Origin of the sequence: Enterobacter sp. 22466 (genome assembly GCF_052044775.1) — a bacterium.
GTDB classification, from domain to species: Bacteria; Pseudomonadota; Gammaproteobacteria; order Enterobacterales; family Enterobacteriaceae; genus Enterobacter; species Enterobacter dissolvens.
This window is the reverse complement of record NZ_JBQENX010000008.1, coordinates 16,723-33,533: the sequence shown is the minus strand read 5'-3', so window position 1 is coordinate 33,533 and position 16,811 is coordinate 16,723. Positions and strand designations below refer to the sequence as shown.

Sequence of the window (16,811 nt, the reverse complement as noted above, 5' to 3'; positions counted from 1 at the left end):
CGGGAGAGTCTGTCTGTAGATTTCTTCCACAACGTTTTATAGTACGTAGCTCATTTACGTTTAATGCTGGGGTGAGAGTCCCCAGGCCCTGGAGATATGGATGAAATCACTGTTTAAAGTAACGCTGCTGGCGACGACGATGGCTGTTGCGCTGAACGCGCCGCTGTCCTTCGCTGCTGATACTGCTGCGAAGCCTGCTGCAACTGCAGACAGCAAAGCGGCGTTCAAAAATGACGACCAGAAATCTGCCTACGCACTGGGCGCATCTCTGGGTCGTTACATGGAAAACTCTCTGAAAGAACAAGAGAAACTGGGTATCAAACTGGACAAAGCTCAGCTGATCGCGGGTGTTCAGGATGCATTTGCTGATAAGAGCAAACTGTCTGACCAGGAAATTGAACAGACTCTGCAGGCGTTTGAAGCGCGTGTGAAAGGTGCCGCTCAGACGAAGATGGAAGCGGACGCTAAAGACAACGAAGCGAAAGGCAAAGCCTACCGCGATACCTTTGCTAAAGAGAAGGGCGTAAAAACCTCTTCTACCGGTCTGGTATACAAAGTTGAGAAAGAAGGTACCGGTGACGCACCGAAAGACAGCGATACTGTCGTGGTGAACTACAAAGGTACGCTGATCGACGGTAAAGAATTCGATAACTCTTACACCCGTGGTGAGCCGCTCTCCTTCCGTCTGGATGGTGTGATCCCAGGCTGGACCGAAGGCCTGAAAAACATCAAGAAAGGCGGTAAGATCAAGCTGGTTATTCCACCGGATCTGGCCTATGGCAAAACCGGCGTTCCGGGTATCCCTGCCAATTCTACGCTGGTGTTTGACGTAGAGCTGCTGGACATCAAACCGGCACCGAAAGCCGATGCGAAACCAGAAGCGCAGGCAGATCAGAAAGCTGCCGCAGACGCGAAGAAGTAATCGTATGAAAACCGCCGCCTTTAAGGCGGCGGTTTTTTTATTGTGGGGCAGATATAATTAACACTGGAAAGCGTTAGGCACGCTGTATTAATTTAGTTGTCCGTGTAGATAATGAGCCTGCCCTGAAAACCTAACGACAGGCTCCTGAAAAGGAGTGTTTTTTTCATGTCCAGGTCGCTTTTAACCAACGAAACCAGTGAACTTGATTTGCTGGATCAACGTCCTTTCGACCAGACCGACTTCGATATTCTGAAATCCTACGAAGCGGTGGTGGACGGGTTAGCGATGCTCATTGGGTCCCACTGCGAAATCGTATTGCACTCCCTGCAAGATCTGAAGTGTTCCGCCATCCGCATTGCTAATGGTGAGCATACTGGCCGTAAAATTGGTTCGCCAATCACCGACCTTGCATTGCGCATGTTGCATGACATGACCGGCGCGGACAGCAGCGTCTCCAAATGTTATTTCACTCGCGCCAAAAGCGGCGTGCTGATGAAATCAGAAACCATTGCTATTCGAAACCGCGAGCACCGTGTGATTGGACTGCTGTGCATCAACATGAACCTTGATGTGCCATTCTCGCAAATAATGAGCACCTTTATTCCGCCAGAAACGCCAGACGTGGGCTCTTCTGTTAACTTTGCCTCCTCTGTTGAAGATCTCGTGACGCAGACTCTCGAGTTCACGATTGAAGAAGTGAATGCCGATCGCAACGTATCGAACAACGCCAAGAACCGTCAGATCGTGCTGAATCTCTATGAAAAAGGCATTTTTGATATCAAAGACGCGATTAACCAGGTGGCCGATCGTCTGAACATCTCCAAACATACGGTTTATCTCTACATTCGCCAGTTCAAAAGCGGTGATTTCCTGGGACAAGATAAGTAATGCGTTTTGCGTTAATGGTGACAGGCCCGGCGTATGGTACTCAGCAGGCCAGCAGCGCGCTGCAGTTTGCCCAGGCGCTGCTACAAGCCGGACATGAACTTGTGAGTGTCTTCTTCTATCGGGAAGGGGTCTATAACGCGAACCAGTTTACGTCACCGGCAAGCGATGAATTTGATCTGGTGCGCGCCTGGCAGGCGTTAAATGAGGCGCAGGGTGTTGAACTGCATATCTGTGTGGCAGCGGCCCTGCGTCGCGGTGTGACGGATGCAGCCGAAGCTGAACGCCTGGGTTTGCCGGGCGCTAACCTGCAGCCTGGTTTTTCGTTGAGTGGTCTTGGCGCGCTGGCCCAGGCGGCGTTAACCTGCGACAGAGTGGTGCAATTCTGATGAAGCGTGTGGCATTTGTTTTTACTTCTGCGCCGCACGGAAGCGCCTCAGGCCGCGAAGGTCTGGATGCGCTGCTTGCGACATCGGCATTAACAGAAGATATCGGCGTCTTCTTTTTAGGGGACGGGGTGTTTCAAATGCTGGCGGGGCAACAGCCGCAAGCCATTCTGGCGCGCGACTATATCGCAACCTTCAAAGTGCTTCCGCTTTACGATATTGAAAACTGCTATGTCTGTGCCGACTCTTTAACTGCGCGCGGTTTGAGCGATAAGACCCCTTTCGTGCTGGACGTGACGACCTTACCTTCTGCTGCGCTGCGCGAACAACTCTCCCACTACGACACTGTTCTGACTTTCTGAGGCCGCCATGCTCCATACCCTGAGCCGCTCACCGTGGCAATGTGATATCGACACGTTACTGAGCATGCTGCGCGAAGGTGATGATCTGCTGTTGATTCAGGATGGCGTACTCGCTGCGCTGGAAGGCAGCCGTTTCGTTGAAATCCTCACGAATGCCCCCATAACTGTCTCTGCGCTAAAGGACGATCTGGATGCGCGGGGTCTTTCTGGTCAAATTTCAGCCAAAATTGACGTGGTTGGCTATACTGATTTCGTCAATCTTACTGTGACGCACGCCAGTCAAATGAACTGGTGATTTGAGATCGCTGTATATTTCTTGACACCTTTTCGACGTAGCCCTAAAATTTCGCGTCCTCATATTGTATGAGGTCGTTTTATTACGTGTTTACGAAGCAAAAGCTAAAACCAGGAGCTATTTAATGGCAACAGTTAACCAGCTGGTACGCAAACCACGTGCACGCAAAGTTGCAAAGAGCAACGTGCCTGCGCTGGAAGCATGCCCGCAGAAACGTGGTGTATGTACTCGTGTGTATACCACCACTCCTAAAAAACCAAACTCCGCACTGCGTAAAGTATGCCGTGTGCGTTTGACTAACGGTTTCGAAGTGACTTCCTACATCGGTGGTGAAGGTCACAACCTGCAGGAGCACTCCGTGATCCTGATCCGTGGCGGTCGTGTTAAAGACCTTCCGGGTGTTCGTTACCACACCGTTCGTGGTGCGCTGGACTGCTCAGGTGTTAAAGACCGTAAGCAGGCTCGCTCCAAGTACGGCGTGAAGCGTCCTAAGGCTTAATGGTTCTCCGTTAAGTAAGGCCAAACTGATTTATCTTAATGTCAAACTAAACTCGTAGAGTTTTGGACAATCCTGAATTAACAACGGAGTATTCCCATGCCACGTCGTCGCGTCATTGGTCAGCGTAAAATTCTTCCAGATCCGAAATTCGGATCAGAACTGCTGGCAAAATTTGTAAATATCCTGATGGTAGATGGTAAAAAATCTACTGCAGAAGCAATCGTATACAGCGCGCTGGAGACCCTGGCTCAGCGTTCTGGTAAAAATGAACTGGAAGCTTTCGAAGTCGCTCTCGACAACGTTCGCCCAACTGTAGAAGTTAAGTCCCGCCGCGTTGGTGGTTCTACTTATCAGGTTCCAGTTGAAGTTCGTCCGGTTCGTCGTAATGCCCTGGCAATGCGTTGGATCGTTGAAGCTGCTCGTAAACGCGGTGATAAATCCATGGCTCTGCGTCTGGCGAACGAACTTTCTGATGCTGCAGAAAACAAAGGTACTGCAGTTAAGAAACGTGAAGACGTTCACCGTATGGCAGAAGCCAACAAGGCGTTCGCACACTACCGTTGGTAATCCCTTCGGAGTATTAGTCACCAGGCGGGCGCTTCAGAGAAGCCGCCCGCTCTGGGTTACTTAACTGAACGCCTAAAGAAACAAACGAGGAATCAAATGGCTCGTACAACACCCATCGCACGCTACCGTAACATCGGTATCAGTGCGCACATCGACGCCGGTAAGACCACTACTACCGAACGTATTCTGTTCTACACCGGTGTAAACCACAAAATCGGTGAAGTTCATGACGGCGCAGCCACCATGGACTGGATGGAACAGGAGCAGGAGCGTGGTATTACTATCACCTCCGCAGCGACTACTGCATTCTGGTCAGGTATGGCTAAGCAGTACGAACCGCATCGCGTAAACATCATCGACACCCCAGGGCACGTTGACTTCACCATCGAAGTAGAACGTTCCATGCGTGTTCTTGACGGCGCGGTAATGGTTTATTGCGCAGTTGGTGGTGTTCAGCCACAGTCTGAAACCGTATGGCGTCAGGCGAACAAATATAAAGTTCCACGCATCGCGTTCGTTAACAAAATGGACCGTATGGGTGCTAACTTCCTGAAAGTTGTTGGTCAGATCAAAACCCGTCTGGGCGCGAACCCTGTTCCGCTGCAGCTGGCAATTGGTGCTGAAGAAGGCTTCACCGGCGTTATCGACCTGGTGAAAATGAAAGCCATCAACTGGAACGATGCAGACCAGGGCGTTACCTTCGAATACGAAGATATCCCGGCTGAGATGCAGGACCTGGCTGACGAATGGCACCAGAACCTGATCGAATCCGCTGCTGAAGCTTCTGAAGAGCTGATGGAGAAATACCTGGGTGGTGAAGAACTGACTGAAGAAGAGATCAAAAAAGCTCTGCGTCAGCGTGTTCTGAACAACGAAATCATCCTGGTAACCTGTGGTTCTGCGTTCAAGAACAAAGGTGTTCAGGCGATGCTGGATGCGGTAGTTGACTACCTGCCATCCCCGGTTGACGTTCCTGCGATCAACGGCATCCTGGACGACGGTAAAGATACTCCGGCTGAGCGTCACGCAAGCGACGACGAGCCGTTCTCTGCACTGGCGTTCAAAATTGCTACCGACCCATTCGTGGGTAACCTGACCTTCTTCCGCGTATACTCTGGTGTGGTTAACTCCGGTGACACCATCCTGAACTCCGTGAAAGCGGCGCGTGAACGTTTTGGCCGTATCGTACAGATGCACGCTAACAAACGTGAAGAGATCAAAGAAGTTCGTGCGGGCGACATCGCTGCAGCTATCGGTCTGAAAGACGTGACCACTGGTGACACCCTGTGTGACCCGGATCACCCGATCATTCTGGAGCGTATGGAATTCCCTGAGCCGGTAATCTCCATCGCGGTTGAACCAAAAACCAAAGCTGACCAGGAAAAAATGGGTCTGGCTCTGGGCCGTCTGGCGAAAGAAGACCCATCATTCCGCGTATGGACTGATGAAGAATCTAACCAGACCATCATCGCAGGTATGGGTGAACTGCACCTGGACATCATCGTTGACCGTATGAAACGCGAATTCAACGTTGAAGCGAACGTGGGTAAACCTCAGGTTGCTTACCGCGAAGCGATTCGCGCGAAAGTTACCGATATTGAAGGTAAACACGCTAAGCAGTCTGGTGGTCGCGGTCAGTACGGTCACGTTGTGATCGACATGTACCCACTGGAGCCGGGCTCTAACCCGAAAGGTTACGAGTTCATCAACGACATCAAAGGTGGTGTAATTCCTGGCGAATACATCCCTGCCGTTGATAAAGGCATCCAGGAACAGCTGAAAGCGGGCCCTCTGGCTGGCTATCCGGTTGTTGACATGGGTATCCGTCTGCACTTCGGTTCTTACCACGACGTTGACTCCTCTGAACTGGCGTTTAAACTGGCTGCGTCTATTGCCTTTAAAGAAGGCTTTAAGAAAGCAAAACCAGTTCTGCTTGAGCCAATCATGAAGGTTGAAGTAGAAACTCCTGAAGAGAACACCGGTGACGTTATCGGTGACTTGAGCCGTCGTCGCGGTATGCTGCGCGGTCAGGAATCCGAAGTAACTGGCGTTAAGATCCATGCTGAAGTTCCGCTGTCTGAAATGTTCGGATATGCAACTCAGCTGCGTTCTCTGACCAAAGGTCGTGCATCATACACCATGGAATTCCTGAAGTATGATGATGCGCCTAACAACGTTGCTCAGGCCGTTATTGAAGCCCGTGGTAAGTAATCCACAGGATTAAAACCTAAGTCCCGTGCTCTCTCCTGAGGGGAGAGCACTATAGTAAGGAATATAGCCGTGTCTAAAGAAAAATTTGAACGTACAAAACCGCACGTCAACGTTGGTACTATCGGCCACGTTGACCATGGTAAAACTACCCTGACTGCTGCAATCACTACCGTTCTGGCTAAAACCTACGGTGGTTCTGCTCGTGCATTCGACCAGATCGATAACGCACCAGAAGAAAAAGCTCGTGGTATCACCATCAACACCTCTCACGTTGAATATGACACCCCGACTCGCCACTACGCACACGTAGACTGCCCAGGCCACGCCGACTATGTTAAAAACATGATCACCGGTGCTGCGCAGATGGACGGCGCGATCCTGGTAGTAGCTGCGACTGACGGCCCAATGCCTCAGACTCGTGAGCACATCCTGCTGGGTCGTCAGGTAGGCGTTCCTTACATCATCGTGTTCCTGAACAAATGTGACATGGTTGATGACGAAGAGCTGCTGGAACTGGTAGAGATGGAAGTTCGTGAACTGCTGTCTCAGTACGATTTCCCAGGCGACGACACTCCAATCGTTCGTGGTTCCGCGCTGAAAGCGCTGGAAGGCGAAGCAGAGTGGGAAGCGAAAATCATCGAACTGGCTGGCTTCCTGGATTCTTACATCCCAGAACCAGAGCGTGCGATTGACAAGCCATTCCTGCTGCCAATCGAAGACGTATTCTCCATCTCCGGTCGTGGTACCGTTGTTACCGGTCGTGTAGAGCGCGGTATCATCAAAGTGGGTGAAGAAGTTGAAATCGTTGGTATCAAAGAGACTGCGAAGTCTACCTGTACTGGCGTTGAAATGTTCCGCAAACTGCTGGACGAAGGCCGTGCTGGTGAGAACGTTGGTGTTCTGCTGCGTGGTATCAAACGTGAAGAAATCGAACGTGGTCAGGTACTGGCGAAGCCAGGCTCAATCAAGCCACACACCAAGTTCGAATCTGAAGTGTACATCCTGTCCAAAGACGAAGGCGGCCGTCATACTCCGTTCTTCAAAGGCTACCGTCCACAGTTCTACTTCCGTACAACTGACGTGACCGGTACCATCGAACTGCCAGAAGGCGTAGAGATGGTAATGCCAGGCGACAACATCAAGATGGTTGTGACTCTGATCCACCCAATCGCGATGGACGACGGTCTGCGTTTCGCAATCCGTGAAGGCGGCCGTACCGTTGGCGCGGGCGTTGTTGCAAAAGTTCTGGGCTAATTAATTATCCCCGAATAAAAAAGGACGCTTCGGCGTCCTTTTTTGTTTTCTTAGCGTGTGTACTTGTCACAAATTTTCGCATTTTTTGTTTGCTCCCGCCCCGCATACTGGCGTTTGTGCTATTGTAATCATAACCATTCTCACTTACACTTTGCACATATTTTGAACGGGAGTCTTTATGTACGTTTGTTTATGTAATGGTGTGAGTGACAAAAAAATACGTCAGGCCGTTCGCCAGTTTCAGCCACAGTCCTTCCAGCAACTTCGCAAGTTTGTTCCAGTGGGAAATCAATGCGGTAAATGCGTACGTGCTGCCCGTGAGATTATGCAGGACGAACTGATGCAGATCCCGGAATACAAAGAGATCGCGTAAGCGCCCATCTTTTTTTTGACATCCCTGTAGCCCGATCTACGCTTCAATGAGTGGAAGCGGAGGGACTATATAATGAAAGGTGATGTTAAAATCATAAGTTATCTCAATAAATTATTGGGAAATGAGCTTGTCGCAATCAACCAGTATTTTCTCCATGCGAGAATGTTTAAGAACTGGGGCCTTATGCGCCTCAACGATGTCGAATACCACGAATCCATCGATGAGATGAAACATGCCGATAAGTATATCGAGCGTATTTTATTTCTCGAAGGCATCCCCAACCTGCAGGACCTCGGCAAACTTGGTATCGGCGAAGATGTGGAAGAGATGCTGCGATCCGATCTCAGACTTGAGCTTGAAGGCGCAAAAGACCTTCGCGAAGCTATTGCCTACGCAGACAGCGTCCATGACTACGTTAGCCGCGATATGATGATCCAGATTCTGGCCGATGAAGAAGGGCATATCGACTGGCTGGAAACCGAGCTGGATCTCATTGGTAAAATTGGCCTGCAAAACTATCTCCAGTCGCAGATTAAGGTGGAAGATTAACCAGCGTCTGCCAACCTACGCATAAACCCGCTGTCGCCAGAAATGGCCCAAAAGGCAGTGGGTTTTTTAATGTCTGTCTGGCAGGGTTGAACAACGAAGTCATAAGAAGATAGAGCAGCGCCAATAGTGCGGCAACCAGTGCCAGTTCGGGCAACACGCACCAACCATGCCATGCACCGAGTGCCGAAAGGTACTTCACATCGCCATAGCCCATCCCTTCACGGCGAAATATGAGCCGATAACCCCAGTAGATCATGGCAAAGCCGACATACCCTGCCATTGCCCCGACCACTGCGCCAGGCAGAAAATCAGGGTGAAGACAGAGTTGATAGAGCAAACCAGCCCATAACAGGGGACAGAGATATTTATCAGGGAGAATGCCTGAGCGAATATCTTCACGCACCAGTAAACCTGAGAGAACAAAATAGATGAGCAGGAAGGGGAGGAGAGTAAGCATGAACGAAACCTCAAGGTGAATTTCAGCGCATACTCTTCACACCACGAATGCCTGGCAATAGCCAAAAAATGAAATTGCGTAATGGTTTCATAAGAACAGAGGAAAGGGGACGGATTGCAGAAAATAGTACGAGGCCTTACGCAAGGTACACCTTTGGCGCTTAAATTCTAAACGGCACTTGCGTCTTGCCCAGATTTACGTATAATGCGCGGGCTTGTCGTAATTGACGGCGGGTTCAATCTGAACCGGAGTGACTCATTTTGTTACTCAACAATGCTCCCAATTGGGGAGCTACGTAAGAACGGTTACACTCTCCCATCAATCGTAATGGGTTTGAGGAGTAATCATTTTCGTTTATAAAATAATTGGAGCTCTGGTCTCATGCAGAACCAAAGAATCCGTATCCGCCTTAAAGCGTTTGATCATCGTCTGATCGATCAATCAACCGCGGAAATCGTCGAGACTGCTAAGCGCACTGGTGCGCAAGTCCGTGGTCCGATCCCGCTGCCGACCCGCAAAGAGCGCTTCACCGTTCTGATCTCCCCGCACGTTAACAAAGACGCGCGTGATCAGTACGAAATCCGCACTCACAAGCGTCTGGTTGACATCGTTGAGCCAACTGAGAAAACCGTTGATGCTCTGATGCGTCTGGATCTGGCTGCCGGTGTAGACGTGCAGATCAGCCTGGGTTAATCAGGTCATCGAGCGATTGAGAGGTTGAAACAATGATTGGTTTAGTCGGTAAAAAAGTGGGTATGACCCGCATCTTCACTGAAGATGGCGTTTCTATCCCAGTAACCGTAATCGAAGTTGAAGCAAACCGCGTTACTCAGGTTAAAGATCTGGCTAACGATGGCTACCGCGCTATTCAGGTTACCACTGGTGCTAAAAAAGCTAACCGTGTAACCAAACCAGAAGCGGGTCACTTCGCTAAAGCTGGCGTTGAAGCTGGCCGTGGTCTGTGGGAATTCCGTCTTGCTGAAGGCGAAGAGTTCACCGTAGGTCAGGACATTAGCGTTGAGCTGTTTGCTGACGTTAAAAAAGTTGACGTAACCGGTACCTCTAAAGGTAAAGGTTTTGCTGGTACCGTTAAGCGCTGGAACTTCCGTACCCAGGACGCTACTCACGGTAACTCCTTGTCTCACCGCGTTCCGGGTTCTATCGGTCAGAACCAGACTCCGGGCAAAGTGTTCAAAGGCAAGAAAATGGCAGGTCAGCTGGGCAACGAACGTGTAACTGTTCAGAGCCTGGACGTAGTACGTGTTGACGCTGAGCGCAACCTGCTGCTGGTTAAAGGTGCGGTCCCGGGTGCAACCGGTAGCGACCTGATCGTTAAACCAGCTGTGAAGGCGTAAGGGGATAGCAATGGAATTAGTATTGAAAGACGCGCAGAGCGCGCTGACTGTTTCCGAAACTACCTTCGGTCGTGATTTCAACGAAGCGCTGGTTCACCAGGTTGTTGTTGCTTATGCAGCTGGTGCTCGTCAGGGTACTCGTGCTCAGAAGACTCGTGCTGAAGTAACTGGTTCTGGCAAAAAGCCATGGCGCCAGAAAGGTACCGGCCGTGCGCGTTCAGGTTCTATTAAGAGCCCGATCTGGCGTTCAGGTGGCGTGACCTTCGCTGCGCGTCCACAGGACCACAGTCAAAAAGTTAACAAAAAGATGTACCGCGGCGCGCTGAAAAGCATTCTGTCCGAGCTGGTACGTCAGGATCGTCTGATCGTTGTCGAGAAGTTCTCTGTAGAAGCGCCTAAAACTAAGCTGCTGGCACAGAAACTGAAAGACATGGCTCTGGAAGATGTGCTGATCATCACCGGTGAGCTGGACGAGAACCTGTTCCTGGCCGCGCGTAACCTGCACAAGGTTGACGTACGCGACGCGACTGGTATCGACCCGGTTAGCCTGATCGCCTTCGACAAAGTCGTAATGACTGCTGATGCTGTTAAGCAAGTTGAGGAGATGCTGGCATGATTCGTGAAGAACGTCTGCTGAAGGTGCTGCGCGCACCGCACGTTTCTGAAAAAGCGTCTACTGCGATGGAAAAAACAAACACCATCGTTCTCAAAGTTGCTAAAGACGCGACCAAAGCAGAGATCAAAGCTGCTGTGCAGAAACTGTTTGAAGTCGAAGTCGAAGTCGTTAACACCCTGGTAGTTAAAGGGAAAGTTAAACGTCACGGACAGCGTATCGGTCGTCGTAGCGACTGGAAAAAAGCTTACGTCACCCTGAAAGAAGGCCAGAACCTGGACTTCGTTGGCGGCGCTGAGTAAGTCGGAGGAGTAATACAATGGCAGTTGTTAAATGTAAACCGACATCTCCGGGTCGTCGCCACGTAGTTAAAGTGGTTAACCCTGAGCTGCACAAGGGCAAACCTTTTGCTCCGTTGCTGGAAAAAAACAGCAAATCCGGTGGTCGTAACAACAATGGCCGTATCACCACTCGTCACATCGGTGGTGGCCACAAGCAGGCTTATCGTATTGTTGACTTCAAACGCAACAAAGACGGTATCCCAGCAGTTGTTGAGCGTCTTGAGTACGATCCGAACCGTTCCGCGAACATCGCGCTGGTTCTGTACAAAGACGGCGAACGCCGTTACATCCTGGCCCCTAAAGGCCTGAAAGCTGGCGACCAGATTCAGTCTGGCGTTGATGCTGCAATCAAAGCAGGCAACACCCTGCCGATGCGCAATATCCCGGTTGGTTCTACCGTTCATAACGTAGAAATGAAACCAGGTAAAGGCGGTCAGCTGGCGCGTTCCGCGGGTACTTACGTTCAGATCGTTGCGCGTGACGGTGCTTATGTCACCCTGCGTCTGCGTTCTGGTGAAATGCGTAAAGTCGAAGCAGACTGCCGCGCTACTCTGGGCGAAGTTGGCAATGCTGAGCATATGCTGCGCGTTCTGGGTAAAGCTGGTGCTGCACGCTGGCGTGGTGTTCGTCCTACCGTTCGCGGTACTGCGATGAACCCAGTAGACCACCCACATGGTGGTGGTGAAGGTCGTAACTTTGGTAAGCACCCGGTAACTCCGTGGGGCGTTCAGACCAAAGGTAAGAAGACCCGCAGCAACAAGCGTACTGATAAATTTATCGTACGTCGCCGTAGCAAATAATTTTAGAGGATAAGCCATGCCACGTTCTCTCAAGAAAGGTCCTTTTATTGACCTGCACTTGCTGAAGAAGGTAGAGAAAGCGGTGGAAAGCGGAGACAAGAAGCCCCTGCGCACTTGGTCCCGTCGTTCAACGATCTTTCCTAACATGATCGGTTTGACCATCGCTGTCCATAATGGTCGTCAGCACGTTCCAGTCTTTGTTACCGACGAAATGGTTGGTCACAAACTGGGTGAATTCGCACCGACTCGTACTTATCGCGGCCACGCTGCTGATAAAAAAGCGAAGAAGAAATAAGGTAGGAGGAAGAGATGGAAACTTTAGCTCAACATCGCCATGCTCGTTCTTCTGCACAGAAGGTTCGCCTTGTTGCTGACCTGATTCGCGGTAAGAAAGTGTCGCAGGCCCTGGACATCCTGACCTATACCAACAAGAAAGCTGCGGTATTGGTCAAGAAAGTACTGGAATCTGCCATTGCTAACGCTGAACACAACGATGGCGCTGACATCGACGATCTGAAAGTCGCGAAAATTTTCGTAGATGAAGGCCCAAGCATGAAGCGCATTATGCCGCGTGCGAAAGGTCGTGCAGATCGCATCCTGAAGCGCACCAGCCACATTACTGTGGTTGTGTCCGATCGCTGAGACTCTGGAGACTAGCAATGGGTCAGAAAGTACATCCTAATGGTATTCGCCTGGGTATTGTAAAACCATGGAACTCTACCTGGTTTGCGAACACCAAAGAATTCGCTGACAACCTGGACAGCGATTTTAAAGTACGTCAGTACCTGACTAAGGAACTGGCTAAAGCGTCCGTATCTCGTATCGTTATCGAGCGTCCGGCTAAGAGCATCCGTGTAACCATTCACACTGCTCGTCCTGGCATCGTTATCGGTAAGAAAGGCGAAGACGTAGAAAAACTGCGCAAGGTCGTAGCGGATATCGCTGGCGTTCCTGCACAGATCAATATCGCTGAAGTTCGTAAGCCTGAACTGGACGCTAAATTGGTTGCTGACAGCATCACTTCTCAGCTGGAACGTCGTGTTATGTTCCGTCGTGCTATGAAGCGTGCTGTACAGAACGCAATGCGTCTGGGCGCTAAAGGTATCAAAGTTGAAGTTAGCGGCCGTCTGGGCGGCGCGGAAATCGCTCGTACCGAATGGTACCGTGAAGGTCGCGTACCGCTGCACACTCTGCGTGCTGACATCGACTACAACACCTCTGAAGCGCACACCACTTACGGTGTAATCGGCGTTAAGGTATGGATCTTCAAAGGTGAGATCCTGGGTGGTATGGCTGCTGTTGAACAACCGGAAAAACCGGCTGCTCAACCTAAAAAGCAGCAGCGTAAAGGCCGTAAATAAGGAGCGTCGCTGATGTTACAACCAAAGCGTACAAAATTCCGTAAAGTGCACAAAGGCCGCAACCGTGGTCTGGCGCAGGGTACGGATGTTAGCTTCGGCACTTTCGGTCTGAAAGCTGTTGGCCGTGGTCGTCTGACTGCACGTCAGATCGAAGCAGCACGTCGTGCAATGACCCGTGCAGTTAAGCGTCAAGGTAAGATCTGGATCCGTGTATTCCCGGACAAACCGATCACCGAGAAGCCGCTGGAAGTTCGTATGGGTAAAGGTAAAGGTAACGTGGAGTACTGGGTTGCCTTGATCCAACCGGGCAAAGTCCTGTATGAAATGGACGGTGTTCCGGAAGAGCTGGCCCGTGAAGCCTTCGGCCTGGCAGCAGCGAAACTGCCTATCAAAACCACCTTTGTAACTAAGACGGTGATGTAATGAAAGCAAAAGAGCTGCGTGAAAAGAGCGTTGAAGAGCTGAACGCTGAGCTGCTGAACCTGCTGCGCGAGCAGTTCAACCTGCGTATGCAGGCTGCAAGTGGCCAGCTGCAACAGACCCACCTGCTGAAGCAAGTGCGTCGCAATGTTGCACGCGTTAAGACTTTACTGACTGAGAAGGCGGGTGCGTAATGACCGATAAAATCCGTACTCTGCAAGGTCGTGTTGTTAGCGACAAAATGGAGAAATCCATTGTTGTTGCTATCGAACGCATTGTGAAACACCCGATCTACGGTAAATTCATCAAGCGTACGACCAAACTGCACGTACATGACGAGAACAACGAATGTGGTATCGGCGACAAGGTTGAAATCCGTGAATGCCGTCCACTGTCCAAGACTAAGTCCTGGACGCTGGTTCGCGTTGTAGAGAAAGCGGTTCTGTAATACAGTACCCGTTCTCAATACGAATAAACGGCTCAGCGATGAGCCGTTTATTTTTTCTACCCATATTGCAGAAGCGGTGTTATAATGCCGCGCCCTCGATATGGGGCTTTTTAACGGCTCTGATTTTAGAGTCTCAGGTAGTAGTTGACATTAGCGGAGCACTAAAATGATCCAAGAACAGACTATGCTGAACGTCGCCGACAACTCCGGTGCACGTCGCGTAATGTGTATCAAGGTTCTGGGTGGCTCGCACCGTCGCTACGCAGGCGTAGGCGACATCATCAAGATCACCATCAAAGAAGCAATTCCACGTGGTAAGGTCAAAAAAGGTGATGTGCTGAAAGCGGTAGTGGTGCGCACCAAGAAGGGTGTTCGTCGCCCTGACGGTTCTGTCATTCGCTTCGATGGTAATGCATGCGTTATTTTGAACAATAACAGCGAGCAGCCAATCGGCACGCGTATCTTTGGGCCGGTAACTCGTGAACTTCGTACTGAGAAGTTCATGAAAATTATCTCTCTGGCACCAGAAGTACTCTAAGGAGCGAATCATGGCAGCGAAAATCCGTCGTGATGACGAAGTTATCGTGTTAACCGGTAAAGATAAAGGTAAACGCGGTAAAGTAAAAAATGTCCTGTCTTCCGGCAAGGTCATTGTTGAAGGTATCAACCTGGTTAAGAAACATCAGAAGCCGGTTCCGGCCCTGAACCAACCAGGCGGCATCGTTGAAAAAGAAGCTGCTATTCAGGTTTCTAACGTTGCAATCTTCAATGCGGCAACCGGCAAGGCTGACCGTGTAGGCTTTAGATTCGAAGACGGCAAAAAAGTCCGTTTCTTCAAGTCTAACAGCGAAACTATCAAGTAATTTGGAGTAGTACGATGGCGAAACTGCATGATTACTACAAAGACGAAGTAGTTAAGAAACTCATGACTGAGTTTAACTACAATTCTGTCATGCAAGTCCCTCGGGTCGAGAAGATCACCCTGAACATGGGTGTTGGTGAAGCGATCGCTGACAAGAAACTGCTGGATAACGCAGCAGCTGACCTGACAGCAATCTCCGGTCAAAAACCGCTGATCACCAAAGCACGCAAATCAGTTGCAGGCTTCAAAATCCGTCAGGGCTATCCGATCGGCTGTAAAGTAACTCTGCGTGGCGAACGCATGTGGGAGTTCTTTGAGCGCCTGATCACTATTGCTGTACCTCGTATCCGTGACTTCCGTGGCCTGTCCGCTAAGTCATTCGACGGTCGTGGTAACTACAGCATGGGTGTCCGTGAGCAGATCATCTTCCCAGAAATCGACTACGATAAAGTCGACCGCGTGCGTGGTTTGGATATTACCATTACCACTACTGCGAAATCTGACGAAGAAGGCCGTGCTCTGCTGGCTGCCTTTGACTTCCCGTTCCGCAAGTAAGGTAGGGTTACTGAATGGCTAAGCAATCAATGAAAGCACGCGAAGTAAAACGCGTAGCTTTAGCTGATAAATTCTTCGCTAAACGCGCTGAACTGAAAGCGATCATCTCTGATGTGAACGCTTCCGACGAAGATCGTTGGAACGCAGTTCTCAAGCTGCAAACTCTGCCGCGTGATTCCAGCCCGTCTCGTCAGCGTAACCGCTGCCGTCAAACAGGTCGTCCACATGGTTATGTGGGCAAGTTCGGGTTGAGCCGTATTAAGCTGCGTGAAGCCGCCATGCGCGGTGAAGTGCCAGGCTTGAAAAAGGCTAGCTGGTAATTGTCACCAATTGAATCACGGGAGTAAAGACAGATGAGCATGCAAGATCCGATCGCGGATATGCTGACCCGTATCCGTAACGGTCAGGCCGCGAATAAAGCTGCGGTCACCATGCCTTCCTCCAAGCTGAAAGTGGCAATCGCCAACGTGCTGAAGGACGAAGGTTTTATTGAAGATTTTAAAGTTGAAGGCGACACCAAGCCGGAACTGGAAGTGACTCTTAAGTACTTCCAGGGTAAAGCTGTTGTAGAAAGCATTCAGCGTGTCAGCCGCCCAGGTCTGCGCATCTATAAGAAAAAAGATGAGCTGCCAAAAGTTATGGCCGGTCTGGGTATCGCAGTTGTTTCTACCTCTAAAGGTGTTATGACTGATCGTGCAGCGCGCCAGGCTGGTCTTGGCGGCGAAATTATCTGCTACGTAGCCTAATCGGAGGAAAAAATGTCTCGTGTTGCTAAAGCACCGGTCGTTGTTCCTGCCGGCGTTGATGTAAAAATCAACGGTCAGGTTATTACGATCAAAGGTAAAAACGGCGAGCTGACTCGTACTCTCAACGATGCTGTTGAAGTTAAACATGCAGATAATGCTCTGACCTTCGGTCCGCGTGATGGTTACGCAGACGGCTGGGCTCAGGCTGGTACCGCGCGTGCCCTGCTGAACTCAATGGTTATCGGTGTTACCGAAGGCTTCACTAAGAAGCTGCAGCTGGTTGGTGTAGGTTATCGTGCAGCGATCAAAGGGAATGCAGTAGGCCTGTCTCTGGGCTTCTCTCACCCTGTTGAGCATCCGCTGCCGGCCGGTATCACTGCAGAATGTCCAACTCAGACTGAGATCGTGCTGAAAGGCGCTGATAAACAGCTGATTGGTCAGGTTGCAGCAGATCTGCGCGCCTACCGTCGTCCTGAGCCTTATAAAGGCAAGGGTGTTCGTTACGCCGACGAAGTCGTGCGTACCAAAGAGGCTAAGAAGAAGTAAGGTA

Annotated in this window: 29 protein-coding genes; 28 read left to right on the top strand and 1 reads right to left on the bottom strand. The window is 50.6% G+C overall.

All coding sequences use genetic code 11. From position 1 onward, the window contains the following. Window positions 1-100 precede the first annotated feature (100 nt). The 11 genes from fkpA (at window position 101) to bfr (ending at window position 8,303) form a co-directional block, all read left to right on the top strand. Complete coding sequence (fkpA, locus tag ACTJJI_RS19175; RefSeq protein ID WP_013099036.1) at window positions 101-922, top strand: FKBP-type peptidyl-prolyl cis-trans isomerase; 822 nt, start codon at window positions 101-103, stop codon at window positions 920-922. A gap of 165 nt (window positions 923-1,087) precedes the next feature. After that, window positions 1,088-1,810: a helix-turn-helix transcriptional regulator gene (locus ACTJJI_RS19170; protein WP_003861697.1), complete on the top strand. Its 723-nt coding sequence runs from the start codon at window positions 1,088-1,090 to the stop codon at window positions 1,808-1,810. Then, window positions 1,810-2,196 (top strand): sulfurtransferase complex subunit TusD, encoded by a 387-nt coding sequence (tusD, locus tag ACTJJI_RS19165; RefSeq protein ID WP_014833520.1) that lies wholly within the window; start codon window positions 1,810-1,812, stop codon window positions 2,194-2,196. The genes ACTJJI_RS19170 and tusD overlap by 1 nt, the downstream gene beginning before the upstream one ends. Beyond that, a complete protein-coding gene (gene tusC / locus ACTJJI_RS19160) occupies window positions 2,196-2,555 on the top strand; it encodes a sulfurtransferase complex subunit TusC (RefSeq protein WP_257256487.1) in 360 nt (119 codons plus the stop codon). Before tusD ends, tusC begins: the two co-directional genes overlap by 1 nt. Window positions 2,556-2,562: 7 nt before the next feature. Next, the gene (tusB, locus tag ACTJJI_RS19155; RefSeq protein ID WP_013099033.1) at window positions 2,563-2,850 is read left to right on the top strand and encodes a sulfurtransferase complex subunit TusB; all 288 of its coding nucleotides are present in this window, start codon (window positions 2,563-2,565) and stop codon (window positions 2,848-2,850) included. A 124-nt stretch (window positions 2,851-2,974) separates the two neighbouring features. After that, window positions 2,975-3,349, top strand: coding sequence for a 30S ribosomal protein S12 (gene rpsL / locus ACTJJI_RS19150; protein ID WP_000246815.1), 375 nt, complete (start codon window positions 2,975-2,977; stop codon window positions 3,347-3,349). A gap of 96 nt (window positions 3,350-3,445) precedes the next feature. Continuing rightward, the gene (gene rpsG, locus ACTJJI_RS19145; protein WP_003861706.1) at window positions 3,446-3,916 is read left to right on the top strand and encodes a 30S ribosomal protein S7; all 471 of its coding nucleotides are present in this window, start codon (window positions 3,446-3,448) and stop codon (window positions 3,914-3,916) included. A gap of 96 nt (window positions 3,917-4,012) precedes the next feature. After that, window positions 4,013-6,127 (top strand): elongation factor G, encoded by a 2,115-nt coding sequence (gene fusA, locus ACTJJI_RS19140; protein WP_013099032.1) that lies wholly within the window; start codon window positions 4,013-4,015, stop codon window positions 6,125-6,127. Window positions 6,128-6,196: 69 nt separating this feature from the next. Continuing rightward, complete coding sequence (gene tuf, locus ACTJJI_RS19135; RefSeq protein WP_023326212.1) at window positions 6,197-7,381, top strand: elongation factor Tu; 1,185 nt, start codon at window positions 6,197-6,199, stop codon at window positions 7,379-7,381. A gap of 178 nt (window positions 7,382-7,559) precedes the next feature. After that, window positions 7,560-7,754 carry a bacterioferritin-associated ferredoxin gene (bfd, locus tag ACTJJI_RS19130; protein ID WP_008503493.1) on the top strand — a complete coding sequence of 65 codons (195 nt, stop codon included), beginning with the start codon at window positions 7,560-7,562 and terminating at the stop codon, window positions 7,752-7,754. A gap of 72 nt (window positions 7,755-7,826) precedes the next feature. Further along, window positions 7,827-8,303 carry a bacterioferritin gene (bfr, locus tag ACTJJI_RS19125; protein ID WP_013099029.1) on the top strand — a complete coding sequence of 159 codons (477 nt, stop codon included), beginning with the start codon at window positions 7,827-7,829 and terminating at the stop codon, window positions 8,301-8,303. On the opposite strand, the gene ACTJJI_RS19120 is transcribed toward bfr, so the two are convergent. Then, complete coding sequence (locus ACTJJI_RS19120; protein WP_440655208.1) at window positions 8,287-8,760, bottom strand: prepilin peptidase; 474 nt, start codon at window positions 8,758-8,760, stop codon at window positions 8,287-8,289. The two genes, bfr and ACTJJI_RS19120, sit on opposite strands and share 17 nt — an antisense overlap. A 381-nt stretch (window positions 8,761-9,141) precedes the next feature. Here ACTJJI_RS19120 and rpsJ point away from each other — a divergent pair, with 381 nt between their 5' ends. The 17 genes from rpsJ (at window position 9,142) to rplF (ending at window position 16,807) form a co-directional block, all read left to right on the top strand. Further along, window positions 9,142-9,453: a 30S ribosomal protein S10 gene (gene rpsJ / locus ACTJJI_RS19115; protein WP_001181005.1), complete on the top strand. Its 312-nt coding sequence runs from the start codon at window positions 9,142-9,144 to the stop codon at window positions 9,451-9,453. A gap of 32 nt (window positions 9,454-9,485) precedes the next feature. Continuing rightward, on the top strand, window positions 9,486-10,115 hold the full coding sequence (rplC, locus tag ACTJJI_RS19110; RefSeq protein ID WP_003863274.1) for a 50S ribosomal protein L3: 630 nt from the start codon (window positions 9,486-9,488) through the stop codon (window positions 10,113-10,115). A gap of 10 nt (window positions 10,116-10,125) precedes the next feature. Next, the gene (gene rplD / locus ACTJJI_RS19105) at window positions 10,126-10,731 is read left to right on the top strand and encodes a 50S ribosomal protein L4 (RefSeq protein ID WP_000424395.1); all 606 of its coding nucleotides are present in this window, start codon (window positions 10,126-10,128) and stop codon (window positions 10,729-10,731) included. Then, window positions 10,728-11,030 carry a 50S ribosomal protein L23 gene (rplW, locus tag ACTJJI_RS19100; protein WP_000617546.1) on the top strand — a complete coding sequence of 101 codons (303 nt, stop codon included), beginning with the start codon at window positions 10,728-10,730 and terminating at the stop codon, window positions 11,028-11,030. The genes rplD and rplW overlap by 4 nt, the downstream gene beginning before the upstream one ends. Before the next feature lie 17 nt (window positions 11,031-11,047). Continuing rightward, window positions 11,048-11,869: a 50S ribosomal protein L2 gene (rplB, locus tag ACTJJI_RS19095; protein ID WP_000301859.1), complete on the top strand. Its 822-nt coding sequence runs from the start codon at window positions 11,048-11,050 to the stop codon at window positions 11,867-11,869. Window positions 11,870-11,885: 16 nt separating this feature from the next. Continuing rightward, window positions 11,886-12,164, top strand: a complete 279-nt coding sequence (rpsS, locus tag ACTJJI_RS19090) for a 30S ribosomal protein S19 (protein WP_001138117.1) — start codon at window positions 11,886-11,888, stop codon at window positions 12,162-12,164. A 14-nt stretch (window positions 12,165-12,178) separates the two neighbouring features. Beyond that, complete coding sequence (gene rplV / locus ACTJJI_RS19085) at window positions 12,179-12,511, top strand: 50S ribosomal protein L22 (protein WP_002919773.1); 333 nt, start codon at window positions 12,179-12,181, stop codon at window positions 12,509-12,511. Between the two features lie 17 nt (window positions 12,512-12,528). Next, a complete protein-coding gene (rpsC, locus tag ACTJJI_RS19080) occupies window positions 12,529-13,230 on the top strand; it encodes a 30S ribosomal protein S3 (protein ID WP_000529945.1) in 702 nt (233 codons plus the stop codon). A 12-nt stretch (window positions 13,231-13,242) separates the two neighbouring features. After that, a complete protein-coding gene (gene rplP, locus ACTJJI_RS19075; RefSeq protein WP_002919759.1) occupies window positions 13,243-13,653 on the top strand; it encodes a 50S ribosomal protein L16 in 411 nt (136 codons plus the stop codon). Beyond that, window positions 13,653-13,844 (top strand): 50S ribosomal protein L29, encoded by a 192-nt coding sequence (rpmC, locus tag ACTJJI_RS19070; protein ID WP_013099027.1) that lies wholly within the window; start codon window positions 13,653-13,655, stop codon window positions 13,842-13,844. Before rplP ends, rpmC begins: the two co-directional genes overlap by 1 nt. Next, entirely contained in the window at window positions 13,844-14,098 is a 255-nt protein-coding gene (gene rpsQ / locus ACTJJI_RS19065; protein ID WP_008503489.1) for a 30S ribosomal protein S17, read from the top strand. Before rpmC ends, rpsQ begins: the two co-directional genes overlap by 1 nt. A gap of 166 nt (window positions 14,099-14,264) precedes the next feature. After that, on the top strand, window positions 14,265-14,636 hold the full coding sequence (gene rplN, locus ACTJJI_RS19060) for a 50S ribosomal protein L14 (protein WP_002919748.1): 372 nt from the start codon (window positions 14,265-14,267) through the stop codon (window positions 14,634-14,636). A gap of 10 nt (window positions 14,637-14,646) precedes the next feature. After that, window positions 14,647-14,961, top strand: a complete 315-nt coding sequence (gene rplX / locus ACTJJI_RS19055) for a 50S ribosomal protein L24 (RefSeq protein ID WP_000729185.1) — start codon at window positions 14,647-14,649, stop codon at window positions 14,959-14,961. Between the two features lie 14 nt (window positions 14,962-14,975). Further along, window positions 14,976-15,515, top strand: a complete 540-nt coding sequence (gene rplE / locus ACTJJI_RS19050) for a 50S ribosomal protein L5 (protein ID WP_001096202.1) — start codon at window positions 14,976-14,978, stop codon at window positions 15,513-15,515. A 14-nt stretch (window positions 15,516-15,529) separates the two neighbouring features. Continuing rightward, the gene (gene rpsN, locus ACTJJI_RS19045) at window positions 15,530-15,835 is read left to right on the top strand and encodes a 30S ribosomal protein S14 (protein WP_013099026.1); all 306 of its coding nucleotides are present in this window, start codon (window positions 15,530-15,532) and stop codon (window positions 15,833-15,835) included. A 33-nt stretch (window positions 15,836-15,868) separates the two neighbouring features. Continuing rightward, window positions 15,869-16,261: a 30S ribosomal protein S8 gene (rpsH, locus tag ACTJJI_RS19040; RefSeq protein ID WP_013099025.1), complete on the top strand. Its 393-nt coding sequence runs from the start codon at window positions 15,869-15,871 to the stop codon at window positions 16,259-16,261. A 12-nt stretch (window positions 16,262-16,273) separates the two neighbouring features. Continuing rightward, window positions 16,274-16,807, top strand: coding sequence for a 50S ribosomal protein L6 (gene rplF / locus ACTJJI_RS19035; RefSeq protein WP_013099024.1), 534 nt, complete (start codon window positions 16,274-16,276; stop codon window positions 16,805-16,807). Window positions 16,808-16,811: the final 4 nt, after the last annotated feature.

What these genes read in the sequence shown, in the direction of transcription:
- rpsH (WP_013099025.1), top strand. Translation starts at nt 15,869, where the DNA reads ATGAGCATGCAAGATCCGATCGCGGATATGCTGACCCGTATCCGTAAC.
- ACTJJI_RS19170 (WP_003861697.1), top strand. Translation starts at nt 1,088, where the DNA reads ATGTCCAGGTCGCTTTTAACCAACGAAACCAGTGAACTTGATTTGCTG.
- rpsC (WP_000529945.1), top strand. Translation starts at nt 12,529, where the DNA reads ATGGGTCAGAAAGTACATCCTAATGGTATTCGCCTGGGTATTGTAAAA.
- rplV (WP_002919773.1), top strand. Translation starts at nt 12,179, where the DNA reads ATGGAAACTTTAGCTCAACATCGCCATGCTCGTTCTTCTGCACAGAAG.
- rpsG (WP_003861706.1), top strand. Translation starts at nt 3,446, where the DNA reads ATGCCACGTCGTCGCGTCATTGGTCAGCGTAAAATTCTTCCAGATCCG.
- rplP (WP_002919759.1), top strand. Translation starts at nt 13,243, where the DNA reads ATGTTACAACCAAAGCGTACAAAATTCCGTAAAGTGCACAAAGGCCGC.
- ACTJJI_RS19120 (WP_440655208.1), bottom strand. Translation starts at nt 8,760, where the DNA reads ATGCTTACTCTCCTCCCCTTCCTGCTCATCTATTTTGTTCTCTCAGGT.
- rplN (WP_002919748.1), top strand. Translation starts at nt 14,265, where the DNA reads ATGATCCAAGAACAGACTATGCTGAACGTCGCCGACAACTCCGGTGCA.
- rpsQ (WP_008503489.1), top strand. Translation starts at nt 13,844, where the DNA reads ATGACCGATAAAATCCGTACTCTGCAAGGTCGTGTTGTTAGCGACAAA.
- rplW (WP_000617546.1), top strand. Translation starts at nt 10,728, where the DNA reads ATGATTCGTGAAGAACGTCTGCTGAAGGTGCTGCGCGCACCGCACGTT.
- fusA (WP_013099032.1), top strand. Translation starts at nt 4,013, where the DNA reads ATGGCTCGTACAACACCCATCGCACGCTACCGTAACATCGGTATCAGT.
- rpsN (WP_013099026.1), top strand. Translation starts at nt 15,530, where the DNA reads ATGGCTAAGCAATCAATGAAAGCACGCGAAGTAAAACGCGTAGCTTTA.
- rplB (WP_000301859.1), top strand. Translation starts at nt 11,048, where the DNA reads ATGGCAGTTGTTAAATGTAAACCGACATCTCCGGGTCGTCGCCACGTA.
- rpsS (WP_001138117.1), top strand. Translation starts at nt 11,886, where the DNA reads ATGCCACGTTCTCTCAAGAAAGGTCCTTTTATTGACCTGCACTTGCTG.
- rpsL (WP_000246815.1), top strand. Translation starts at nt 2,975, where the DNA reads ATGGCAACAGTTAACCAGCTGGTACGCAAACCACGTGCACGCAAAGTT.
- fkpA (WP_013099036.1), top strand. Translation starts at nt 101, where the DNA reads ATGAAATCACTGTTTAAAGTAACGCTGCTGGCGACGACGATGGCTGTT.
- rplD (WP_000424395.1), top strand. Translation starts at nt 10,126, where the DNA reads ATGGAATTAGTATTGAAAGACGCGCAGAGCGCGCTGACTGTTTCCGAA.
- rplF (WP_013099024.1), top strand. Translation starts at nt 16,274, where the DNA reads ATGTCTCGTGTTGCTAAAGCACCGGTCGTTGTTCCTGCCGGCGTTGAT.
- tusB (WP_013099033.1), top strand. Translation starts at nt 2,563, where the DNA reads ATGCTCCATACCCTGAGCCGCTCACCGTGGCAATGTGATATCGACACG.
- rpmC (WP_013099027.1), top strand. Translation starts at nt 13,653, where the DNA reads ATGAAAGCAAAAGAGCTGCGTGAAAAGAGCGTTGAAGAGCTGAACGCT.
- bfd (WP_008503493.1), top strand. Translation starts at nt 7,560, where the DNA reads ATGTACGTTTGTTTATGTAATGGTGTGAGTGACAAAAAAATACGTCAG.
- rpsJ (WP_001181005.1), top strand. Translation starts at nt 9,142, where the DNA reads ATGCAGAACCAAAGAATCCGTATCCGCCTTAAAGCGTTTGATCATCGT.
- rplX (WP_000729185.1), top strand. Translation starts at nt 14,647, where the DNA reads ATGGCAGCGAAAATCCGTCGTGATGACGAAGTTATCGTGTTAACCGGT.
- rplC (WP_003863274.1), top strand. Translation starts at nt 9,486, where the DNA reads ATGATTGGTTTAGTCGGTAAAAAAGTGGGTATGACCCGCATCTTCACT.
- rplE (WP_001096202.1), top strand. Translation starts at nt 14,976, where the DNA reads ATGGCGAAACTGCATGATTACTACAAAGACGAAGTAGTTAAGAAACTC.
- bfr (WP_013099029.1), top strand. Translation starts at nt 7,827, where the DNA reads ATGAAAGGTGATGTTAAAATCATAAGTTATCTCAATAAATTATTGGGA.
- tusD (WP_014833520.1), top strand. Translation starts at nt 1,810, where the DNA reads ATGCGTTTTGCGTTAATGGTGACAGGCCCGGCGTATGGTACTCAGCAG.
- tusC (WP_257256487.1), top strand. Translation starts at nt 2,196, where the DNA reads ATGAAGCGTGTGGCATTTGTTTTTACTTCTGCGCCGCACGGAAGCGCC.